General features: G+C 66.7%; 8 protein-coding genes and 3 pseudogenes. 5 read left to right on the top strand and 6 right to left on the bottom strand.

Going from position 1 to position 10,483, the window contains the following annotated elements; genetic code table 11:
* Positions 1-516 precede the first annotated feature (516 nt).
* Positions 517-1,626 (top strand): C1 family peptidase, encoded by a 1,110-nt coding sequence (locus FNH08_RS02905; RefSeq protein WP_152769621.1) that lies wholly within the window; start codon positions 517-519, stop codon positions 1,624-1,626.
* A 46-nt stretch (positions 1,627-1,672) separates the two neighbouring features.
* On the top strand, positions 1,673-2,185 hold the full coding sequence (locus FNH08_RS02900; RefSeq protein ID WP_152769620.1) for a hypothetical protein: 513 nt from the start codon (positions 1,673-1,675) through the stop codon (positions 2,183-2,185).
* A gap of 69 nt (positions 2,186-2,254) precedes the next feature.
* Here FNH08_RS02900 and FNH08_RS50555 read toward each other — a convergent pair whose 3' ends face one another.
* Complete coding sequence (locus FNH08_RS50555; RefSeq protein ID WP_194238340.1) at positions 2,255-2,569, bottom strand: protease inhibitor I42 family protein; 315 nt, start codon at positions 2,567-2,569, stop codon at positions 2,255-2,257.
* 324 nt (positions 2,570-2,893) lie between these two features.
* On the opposite strand from FNH08_RS50555, the gene FNH08_RS02890 reads away from it, so the two are divergent.
* Positions 2,894-4,486, top strand: coding sequence for a subtype B tannase (locus FNH08_RS02890; RefSeq protein ID WP_152769618.1), 1,593 nt, complete (start codon positions 2,894-2,896; stop codon positions 4,484-4,486).
* Between the two features lie 49 nt (positions 4,487-4,535).
* On the opposite strand, the pseudogene FNH08_RS02885 reads toward FNH08_RS02890, so the two are convergent.
* A pseudogene (locus tag FNH08_RS02885) lies at positions 4,536-5,524 on the bottom strand (aldehyde dehydrogenase family protein).
* A gap of 84 nt (positions 5,525-5,608) precedes the next feature.
* Here FNH08_RS02885 and FNH08_RS53880 point away from each other — a divergent pair.
* Positions 5,609-6,096: pseudogene (locus FNH08_RS53880) on the top strand (thiamine pyrophosphate-dependent enzyme).
* Positions 6,097-6,214: 118 nt separating this feature from the next.
* On the opposite strand, the pseudogene FNH08_RS02875 reads toward FNH08_RS53880, so the two are convergent.
* The 3 genes and pseudogenes from FNH08_RS02875 to FNH08_RS02865 all read right to left on the bottom strand — a co-directional run.
* Positions 6,215-6,403, bottom strand: a pseudogene (locus FNH08_RS02875) (transposase); the annotation flags it as partial.
* 51 nt (positions 6,404-6,454) lie between these two features.
* The gene (locus FNH08_RS02870) at positions 6,455-7,003 is read right to left on the bottom strand and encodes a DUF1062 domain-containing protein (protein WP_322723554.1); all 549 of its coding nucleotides are present in this window, start codon (positions 7,001-7,003) and stop codon (positions 6,455-6,457) included.
* Between the two features lie 398 nt (positions 7,004-7,401).
* Positions 7,402-8,442, bottom strand: a complete 1,041-nt coding sequence (locus tag FNH08_RS02865; protein ID WP_152769636.1) for a vWA domain-containing protein — start codon at positions 8,440-8,442, stop codon at positions 7,402-7,404.
* Positions 8,443-8,829: 387 nt separating this feature from the next.
* Here FNH08_RS02865 and FNH08_RS02860 point away from each other — a divergent pair.
* Positions 8,830-9,626 (top strand): IS5 family transposase gene (locus FNH08_RS02860; protein WP_228033839.1). Its coding sequence is split into 2 segments (ribosomal slippage): positions 8,830-9,165 and positions 9,168-9,626, totalling 795 coding nucleotides; the frame shifts between segments, so codons are not numbered across the junction.
* Here the strand turns inward: FNH08_RS02860 and FNH08_RS02855 are convergent.
* Entirely contained in the window at positions 9,605-10,474 is an 870-nt protein-coding gene (locus FNH08_RS02855; protein ID WP_152769634.1) for an endonuclease/exonuclease/phosphatase family protein, read from the bottom strand. The two genes, FNH08_RS02860 and FNH08_RS02855, sit on opposite strands and share 22 nt — an antisense overlap.
* Positions 10,475-10,483: the final 9 nt, after the last annotated feature.

Raw genomic sequence — 10,483 nt, 5'->3', positions numbered from 1 at the left:
CCCGGGACCCCTCCGCCGCAACTGAGCCGCCCCGTGTGCACGAGAGGGTTCAGGTCGGAGCGCCGGCGAAGTGGGCCGTCACGAAGAGATCTTCTTGAACGTCACCAGGTCGCCCGCGCACACGAAGTACACGGCGCCATCCGTGAGTCGGAGGACGCAGCCCGCCGAAGACAGGAGGCTGCGCCACCACTGGGCGTGAAGGCCCCGACTCCCTACTGCTCCACCAGCAGTTCGAGGACGTTGTCGACCGCATCGAGGACCGGCTGGGATCCGGCCTGCGCCGTCTGGTTCTTGACGATGCCGGTGCAGCCGCGCGCCCGCCATGCACGGTGACGTTGTCGCCGAGAGCCGGGAGGGAGGTCTGAGCCGGCGGGTAGGGGCGCAGCCCGCTTCCGGTGGCGAGCCGCGCCACCACGGTGTGCACTTGTTGCGAAGCCGCCAAGCCTCGACAGGGCCCATTCCCATGTCCACAGAGGCTGCTTCGCCCCCACCTCTCTCCACGCGAAAGGTGTTCGTATGCCCGTCAACGAACCCATCGACCTGGCCGAGCTCAGGACGGAACTCGAACACGCCGGAAATCCCTGGCGTTCAACCACCACCACCATGACACGCCTGACCGAGGAGGCACGCGTCACCCGGCTGGGTGTCCCGGTCGAGGAGACCGATGTCGCCGAGATCATGGCCGCTCGGGAACAACAGGCGGCAGCGGCCCGGGAGGCCACCGCGCGGGCGGCGGAGGTACCGTCCGCGTTCGACCTGCGCAACATCGGCGGTCTGGACTACTCGACTCCGGTGAAGGACCAGCAGAACTGTGGTTCCTGTGTCGCCTTCGGCACGATCGCGACCATGGAGCACGTGGCCCGCTACGTGGACCGGGCACCCTATCTGCCCGTGGACCTCTCCGAAGCGCACGCGTTCTACGGGTACGGCCGCGAGGACGGGGCCACCTGTAATACCGGTTGGCTCCCGGAACCACTGCTTCAGAAGGCCCGCGACTACGGCATCACCTTCGAGGACTACTTCCCCTACACGCCCGGCGACCAGGACAGCAGCAAGCTCAACGCCGACTGGCCCAATCGGCGTGCCAAGGCGGTGAACTGGACGAACGACACGAACGACCCGGTCGCCATCAAGCGCAACATCGCGACCTACGGGTCTGTCGTGGCCTGCTTCCTCGTCTACCAGGACTTCTTCAGCTACGGGGGTGGCGTCTACCGGCAGCAGAGTGGCGAGCTCGCCGGTGGCCACTGCGTCACCCTGGTCGGCTACGACGACGCGCAGTCCTGTTGGATCGCCAAGAACAGCTGGGGCACCGGCTGGGGCGAGCAGGGCTTCTTCCGCATCGGCTACGGCGAGTGCGGCATCGAGTCCTGGCACACCTGTGGCGTCCAGGGCGTCAGTCTGCGCGCCTGGCTTCCCGACCAGCGCATCCTCGGACTGTGGAGCAACGAGGCCGACGCGAATGTGTGGGCGTACGCGGAGTTCCGCGGCTGGCTGAGCCTGGGCAGCAACGTGCCCACGACCGACGCCGCGATGCTCGCCGAACTCGCGGCGTCCAAGTCGGCCGGCGCCAAGGTGGGCCTCTTCGAGGACAGCGGCAGGGTTCAGCAGCTCTACGCCTGGTGAGACCGGCGAGCAAGGCGACAGCAACCGACAGGAGGAGCGGAAAACCATGAGCCCACAGCAGACGAGCACGATGGAGGCGCCGTCCGGGACGCGTCCCGGGTACACCGGACAAGCCTCGGCGGATGGCGGTGTCGGCAAGCCCGTCATGTCACCGCCCGGCGTGGAGGTCGGCCTCTCGGCGATGCCGGTCACCGAGTACGGCAAGCCGAAGAGCGACGCCATGAGGGTCAGATTCCAGGAGACGGTCACTGGCGAGGCTCGACCGGTGATGCACCCGGATCTCCGCGCGACGGAGCAGGCCATCCGGACCATCGAGGCCGGTGTGTCCGTCACGGGAACCTGGACGCAGAACGTCCTGGTCGACGGCATGTGGTCCATCGACCAGCCACGCAATGCCTACCTGCACGTCAAGGGCGGCATGTGGAAGAAGATCTACAACGGCTCCGATGCCTCGTTCACGGCGCTGACGACGCTGGCAGCCCAGGCGCGGCAGACGGGAAGGCCGATTTCGTTCCGCGAGGAACCGGACGGGAGCGTCCACGAAATCTACCTGTGGTGAAACCGATCGCCACCGGCCGGGCTGCCCTCACAAGCGAAGGCGGCCCGGCTTGCTGCACGTCCAAACACATCAGTGGGCTGCGGTGACAGTGACACGCAGACTGAACCGATCCGCCACATCATCCGCCCAGGCCCGCTTCAGCTCCAGCTCCAGCAGCCCCTTGCCGGCAGCGGTCGGACGCACCCTCACCACCCGGGTGCCCCCGGACCCGGGCAACACGGGCTGACCGGCCTCGTACCCGCTGCTGGTCACTTCAAGACCGTCGGCGCGCTGCACCGACCAGCGATAGCCAGTGGTGGCGTTCTCCGGCAGCGGGACAACGACCTCATCGCCGAGCGACACGTTCACTTCCGAGTCCCGCGGCGAAACATGCACCTCACCCATCAAACCGAACCTCTCCGGAACCGGTAACGCGGAGAGACCGCTCCGTCCCTCACACCTCCCCTCCCCACAGCGTAGGCAGGCACCGGCAACCTCGCTCCTCGTGCGCCGTACGCGGCAGGAGCGCGGGCTCGATGATGCGTACGGCCCTGTGAGAGGCCGCTGTGTACCTATGGACTCCCCATGAGTGCCGGGCATATCGTTGATGATTTTGTTGACAATCAACTAGCGTTCACGACCGCCGCAAGGCAAATCGGAACAGGCGGCCCGCAATCGAGAGGTGGCAGTACGGTGAAGCACAGGGCAGTGAGGCGCAGGAGCGTGGTCATGGGCATAGGCGCCACGGCGGGGGTCGCGGCGCTCGGGGGCTTCGCCCTGAGTGCGAACGCGTCGACAGAGACCGCATCGAGGAGTGCGGACGACAGCCTCGTCTTCGACCCGGAGGGCTACACGCAGCTGACGGCGACGGTCACGGACACCGACGGCACCGAGCACGAGGTGAAGTACCGCTTCTGGAAGGCGATCACCTACGTCAGCAAGCCGGTCGACGAGAAGTACCAGTCGCTGAACGTCAGCGTGCCGGTGGAGATCGATGGCAAGGCGGTCGACGTGAGCAACGCACCGATCCTGTTCGCGAACACGGTCGGCGGTTATCTGCCGTCCACGGTCACGGAAGCCACCGGGGTCGGCGCGTCCGGCCTCCCCGTCGGCGGCGGTGGCGGAGCCCCTGCGGGCGGCGGTACGACATCCGCCGGCCCCGCGCCCAGCGCCTCGTCCTCGGCTCCGGGCGCCAACGAGAACACCAACGCCAACGGCGGCGCCCTGAACACGAACCAGTACCTGGCTCTCGGCGCGGGGTACGTCGTCGTCGAGCCCGGCGCCCGCGGCCGTACCCTCAAGGACTCCTCCGGCGAGTACTACGGCACCGCCCCCGCCGTGATCGTCGACCTCAAGGCGGCCGTACGGTACGTGCGGGCCAACAAGGGCCGCATCCCCGGCAACGTCGACCGGATCGTGTCGGCCGGCACCAGCGCGGGTGGCGCGGTGTCCGCGCTGCTCGGCGCCTCCGGCGACAGCAAGATCTACGACAAGTACCTCAAGGAGATCGGCGCCGCGGACGCCTCCGACGCGATCTTCGCGACCGGCGCCTGGTGCCCGATCACCGACCTCGAGCACGCCGACGGCGCCTATGAGTGGAACTGGGGCACCAACAAGCTCAAGGCGGGCGACCAGGTCGACCAGACCGTATCAAAGGCGCTTCAGGCGCAGTTTGCCGAGTATCAGGCCTCCCTGAAGCTGAAGGGCCTGAACCGCTTCGGCCTCCTCACCGCTCGCAACTACGACGAATACCTGGTCAAGCAGTACCTGGAGCCCTCGGCCACCAAGTACCTGACTGCCCTTCCGGACTCCGACCGTGAGACCTATCTGGCGAAGAACACCTTCATCACCTGGTCCGGCGGCAAGGCGACCTTCTCATGGGCCGACTTCCTCACCCATGTCGGCGCCCGCAAGAAGACCGTGCCGGCCTTCGACGCCTTCGACCTGTCGGCCGGCGAGAACAACGAGTTCGGCGCGGGCACCACCGAGAGCCGCCACTTCACGGCGTACAGCGCGAAGAACGACTCCACCGGCCTCAACTCCAAGCGCGTCGCGAGCGACATCCCCGAGAAGCTGAACCTGCTGAACCCGATGTTCCACCTGGAGCGGCGGAACCCTGGCCGCTCCAAGCACTGGTGGATCCGCCTCGGCACCAACGACACGGACACCTCGCACGTCGTCTCCGCCAACCTCGCGGCCGCCGCGAAGGGCCTGGGCGACGAGGTCAACCACCTCTACTACTGGGACCAGGGCCACGGCGCGAACACCGATCCAGGTGACTTCATCACCTGGATCGCCAAGGTCACGGGCTACAAGAAGTAGCACCTCCGGTGACGCCGGGCCCGACGTGGTGGGGCCCGGCGCCACGCTGTCAACCGGCGTTGATGACCAGGCACTTCACCTGGGTCCAGTCCTCGAGATAGTCGGGGCCCATGGAACGGCCGAATCCGCTGTGCTTGTAGCCGCCGAAGGGCGCCCCGATCGCTCCGGCGGGCCCGCCGTCGCCGAGGGTGTTGACGGCGACCTGCCCGGCCTGCACCCGACGGGCGAGCCGCACCGCGCGTCCCACGTCCTGGGTCCATAGGGTGCCGGTGAGGCCGTGGCGGGTGCCGTTGGCGATGGCGACGGCCTCTTCCTCGTCCTCGTAGGTCAGCACCGACAGCACGGGCCGAAGATCTCCTCCTGGGCGATGCGCATCTCCGGCTTCACGCGGTTGAAGAGGGTCGGTTCGACGAAGTACCCCCTGTCATACGGCTCCCCGGTCAACTTCCCCCCGCCCACGACCACTTCGGCGCCCTCCTCCCGGCCGAGGGCCAGGTAGTCCAGTACCCGCCTCTCCTGCCGGGCGTTGATGAGCGGGCCCATGTCGACCGGCTGGTCCCACAGTCCGACCCGTACGGAGCGGAAGCTGTCGGCGAGCAACGAGACCAGCTGATCGTGCAGCGAGGAATGGACCAGCACCCTCGATCCCGCCGCACAGACCTGCCCGCTGTTCATCACGATGCTCCGCACGATCGCCGGTACCGCCTTGGCGAGGTCGGCGTCCGGCAGCACGATCTGGGGTGACTTGCCGCCCAACTCCAGTTGCAGCGGGATGAGGTTGCGGGCGCAGGCCTCCATCACGGCGGTGCCAGTGGCGGGCGAGCCGGTGAAACTCAACTTGCGGATGCCGGGGTGTGCGGGCAGAGCGGCGCCGGCCTCGGTGCCGTATCCGGTGACGATGTTGAGGACCCCCGACGGGATGCCCGCCTCCTGCGCCAGACGGGCCAGGTACAGGGCGGTCAGCGGTGCGTCCTCGGCCGGTTTGAGGACGACGGTGTTGCCCGCGGCGATGGGGGCCGCGGTGTTGAAGACGGTCATGGGACCGGGCGCGTTCCACGGGATGCCGAGCATGGTGAAGTTGGTGAGTGCGCCGATGGTGTCGACCAGGCCCTTGGAGCCGAAGTGTCCGAGGGCGCGGGCGAAGCGCCGCGATTCCGACCGCTTCCCCTTCACCTGTCGGTGCCCGCTGGGGGCCCTGCGCAAGGTTCTGCCCCGGGAGGCCATCATCGTCGCGGGCTCCGGCAATACACCCAGGGGGCGGTGAAGCAGACGTTCTCCGTCTACGAGCCGCGCACCGACCTCACCTCGGGCGGCTTCTCCTCGATGGACTGTGCCGTGCCCGCCGCCATCGGGGCCAAGCTGGGTGCCCCGACCGTACGGTGGTCTGCGTGCTCGGCGACGGTAACTTCCTGACGACGACCCAGGAGATCGGCTCGTACGTCACCAACGACATCCCGGAGGTGTTCGTGGTGCGGGACAACTCGGGCTACATGTCGATCCGGGGCGTCCAGCTCAAGCAGACCAACCGGCACATCGGTACGGAGTTCAACCGCCCCGACGGCCCCCCTACAGCCCGGATTTCAAGTCCTTGGGCGAGGCGTTCGGGCTGACGTCCTTCCAGGTGGAGAGTGACGCGGACGTACCGCGACAACGAGCAGCACCTCTGACGGTACGCACACCGCTCACCGCACACCGAGCCGCGCCCTCCCGCGTACTCGGGCGCCAGGGGAGGGCTTGGGTGCTGTGTTTGCCCTGGGCGATTTTCTTGTCGTCGCAGGTGTGGGTTGCCGGGTCGGCCAGGGCCGCGAAGTCGGAGAGGAAGAAGGCTCGTTCGAGCTGCTTGTTTCCCCGCCGGGAGGGTTGCTCGTCGCGGATCGACGACCTCGAGCTTCGGGTTGCCGGGGCGAGACCGGCGTAGGGCCTGTCCGGTGGATCATGCCGGACAGGCCCATGGCCCAGTGGAGGGGCTCAGCGCTTGAGCGTGAAGGTGAAGTCGGCGGAGAGCTTGCCGCTCAGCCGGACCGCAGAAACGAGTTTCCCCTCCGTGATCAGTCTCTCGACCTCGGCCCGCGAAAGACCGCACCCTTCAGCAAGCAGTCGCACCGGCCGGACAGGGATCCGCGCCGCAAAGCGGATCGAGACATCGATCACCTCGCGGCCCAGGTGATCCGATCCACCGGTGTCGAGGCGCCAGGCGTTGTCCCAGTCGAGGGCGATGCGATTACGGCGCTGCACGACCGGATCCTGGAGCAGCTGAGCTGTCAGGCCAGGGTCGTTGCCATGCAGCCGGTCCAGCAGCTCACTTCGTATGGAGCGCACATTCATCCGCTCCAGGACCGTGAGCTTTAGAGTTTCCCCGCATGCGGTACAGCGCGCGAGGAGCCAGGCGTCGATGAGCTTGTGGTTGGCGTTGACGCGAAATTTACCGCTTGCCCGGAAACGCTCGGACGTGCACGCGTGGCAACTGCGGAGAACGAGCGGCAGGCGGGTGGGCACGACCACCCAGTTTTTGAGCACAGAAGTACACCGGTTTCAGTGAGAAGTCCGCATCAAAAAGCAGCGCGGCGCACATGCGCGACGCGCGACAAATCAGCGCTTGGGAGTTCTCACAGGGTGTACAACGGCACGTCCTTCACCAGACGACTTGGTTCGGCAGCACGGTAATGGCGCACAGCAGCGCTGTTCCACTGGTTTTCGAGCGCCTCACCGCCAGGTCCTGTCCGGCAGATCATGGCCGGAGCCAGAGCCGGATCGTGGCGACGGTGACGGCGACCTGCCACCATCAGGCAGGAGCTCAAACGTCGTCACCGCCGCATGCCTGCTCGCCCGGCTACGCCGCGCCCGCAGTCGCCGACTCTTGCTGGTGGGGAGCCGGGACGACGAAGCCTCCGGGACCCGACGGGGTTTCCAAGGCGTCAGTGCATCAGCAATATCCGTGTGTTCGGTATGAGCTTCCGGTTCACACTGGTGCTCTGCACGAAGATGGTGAAGTCGTCGTTGTGGTCCGGCTTGACGCGAACTTCCACGTCCGGCAGGCCGAGTAGGGCTCGTGCCTCGGGCCCCGTGTACACCCGGTCCGTCTTCTTCTCCAGCACCGCAATCTGCTTCTGCGCCTGGATCTTCTCCGACTTACTGAGCTGGTAGAAGGCACCGCCGGTACGGTAGGTGTGTCCGCTTTCGATGACCCAGTCCCGGATCGCGGCGTTACGAGCCACCGGGATCAGCTGGTACTCCGACGGATTGACCGGGGTGAGGCCGGCCGCCTTGATGGTGTCCTTGTTGACCGCCTCCGCACCGGTGGAGAACACCGCCCGCGACCCCCGGATGCCCTGGGTGCGGCCCACCATGAATTTCTCGGTGGCCAGCTGGATGACCTGCCCGGCCTCCGCCAGACCCTGTGTGCTCGTGGCGTCCCAGACGGCGATATTGTCCTTCGGGAAACCGCACTGCATGGCCTCGCGCTTGCCCATCTGGTCCGGTACAAGGACGGCCAGCGTCCAGTTGTCCTCCTGTGCCTCGATCATCTCGGCCACGGCTTCAACCAGTTCACGCGGATCCCTGGTCAGGGCATCCGGGCAGCGATGACTTGCGTTCTCCTGCCCGTCGGTCAGTACGAACGTCAGGAAGCTGTGGTCGCCGTACAGTTGAGCTGTCTGCGCCAGTTCCCGCTGTGACTTCAATGCGGCCGCCAGCAGAGCCGTCATTCCACCGACCCGGTACAGCTGCTTCAGCGACGGCATCCGCAGTACGTCCTTGTCGTAGATGACGCACTCCACCTTGTCTGCGAAGACGTACACCGTGACACGGGTTTCCTGGTCCAGCTCCCTCGATCGGCGGGCGAGATAGGCAATCTGCTGGTCGGCGACCTCGACGACCTTGCGGCTCAGGTGCGACATGGACGAACTGGCATCCAGCACAAGAGCAACGTGATTGATGTAGTTCTGGTTTCCGGACATGAAGCTCCCCCTCTTCCGACTCGATGCTCCTAGCGTCTCACCCACCACTGACAATCGATCTTGGCTTCCGGACGGGAGAAGAGCCCACCCGGCCGGGGACGCAGCCGGGACGCAGCACGATCCCAGGCGCTGTCACAGGCCGGGGCCTCTGTGCGCACTGGTGGGTCCGGCAGGTCCATCGGCCAGCCGGTCGTGGCCCCTGCGCCATCCGTGCCCAGCTCCCGCAGTGCGTCCAGCTTCTCCTGGGCGAGCTTGCCCGGCCTCGATTTGACGTTCGAGGCCCATACCGAGGCGTCCAGTCAGGGCAGGCTCTTCGCGGCACCGGCCCACGACCTGTATTTAGACGTCGTCTCATTTGGGGTGCTGGGTAGTCTGCACTGTGTGGTGATGGTTGAGCGCATGGTGCCGGACGAGTTGTGGGAGCTGTTCCAGCGGGTGGTGCCACCTGCTCCGTCGAGGCCGCAGGGCGGCGGTCGGCGCCGGTACGGGGATCGCGAGGTGCTGGCCGCGATCGTCTTCGTGGCTACGACGGGCTGCACCTGGCGGCAGTTGCCGCCGGTCTTCGGCCCGTCGGGGCCGACCGCGCACCGGCGCTTCGCCGAGTGGACTGCCGCCCGGGTCTGGGCGAAGCTGCACCGCCTCATCCTCGACGAACTGGGCTTGCGGGGAGACCTGGACTGGTCGCGGTGCGCGATCGACTCGGTGAACATGCGGGCTCTGAAAGGGGGGACCTGACAGGTCCGAATCCTGTGGATCGGGGCAAGAAGGGCTCGAAGATCCACTTGATCACCGAGCGGACCGGTTTACCCCTCTCGGTCGGGATCTCTGGCGCGAACCTGCACGACAGCCAGGCACTCGAGCCGCTCGTGCGTGGCATCCCGCCGATCCGCTCCCGCCGCGGCCCGCGCAGACGACGGCCCGCCAAACTGCACGCCGACAAGGGCTACGACTACGACCACCTGCGGCGGTGGCTACGCAAGCGAGGCATCCGACACCGCACCGCCCGCAAGGGCATCGAGTCCTCCACCCGGCTGGGCCAGCATCGCTGGACGATCGAGCGCACGATGTCCTGGCTGGGCGGCTGCCGCCGTTTGCACCGCCGCTACGAACGCAAGGCCGAGCACTTCCTGGCCTTCACCGCCATCGCCTGCAGCCTCATCTGCTACCGCAGACTCACCAAATGAGATGACGTCTTAGTTGGGTCCAGGTCGGAGTGCAGCAGGTGGTGGTCCGAGTACGGGGTCGGACGCACACGGTGCTCGAGTGGGACGATGCCCCGTAGGAAGATGTAGTCGAACTTGCTCTGCCAGTCGGTGGTCGGCTTGCAGTTGCCGGTGCGCGAGGGTTGGCACTGGGGGTCTGTATCCGCAGCCAGCGCCCATATCCCGGTGAGTTCGGAGGCGTCCGGCACGGCATTGAAGTCGCCGAGGACGATCGCGCGGTCATGCCGGGCGACGTCTGCGGCGAGTACGCCGGTCTGGTCTGCTCGGACTGCCTCTTGACGTCGTTCGGCAAGGTGTGTGTTGAAGACTCGGACGGGTTGGCCGCCCAGAGTGGTGGTGACTGCCATGTACCCGCGGTCTTCGGAACCGCCGTCAGGGTATTCTACGTTGACGAGGTCTGCCATCGGTGCCGCCGCGGGAATCGCCTGACCGAAAGCCCCCGGATTCCACGGGGCGCCCCCACAACGGCCCCAATTCCGAAGAACCATTCCGTACTCGATGTGGTAAACCAGCCCGTAAAGGTTCTCCAGATGGTCCCGGATCCTCTCGACGTCACGCACGCACGCTTCTTGCAGGCCGATGACCTGGGGCGCACGCTTGGCGATCTCCGCCGCCCGGTCAACGTTGCTTTCCTCGCAGGGGTTGCAGATGTTCCACGTCATGACCCGGTTGGGCACAACCTCCCTGACGGCTTCGACGGGCAGTGACCTGGCGAACAGGGCACCGCTTGGTGCACTGGGGCCGACGAGCACCGTGCAGGCCACGATCAAGGCGCCCGCGAGTAAACGCATGCCCCTACCGAGCACCATCGCCTCCTC

This window comes from Streptomyces spongiae (assembly GCF_009377185.1).
GTDB lineage: Bacteria > Actinomycetota > Actinomycetes > Streptomycetales > Streptomycetaceae > Streptomyces > Streptomyces spongiae.
The sequence above is the reverse complement of the archived record's forward strand: the minus strand, read 5'-3'. Positions and strand labels throughout refer to the sequence as shown.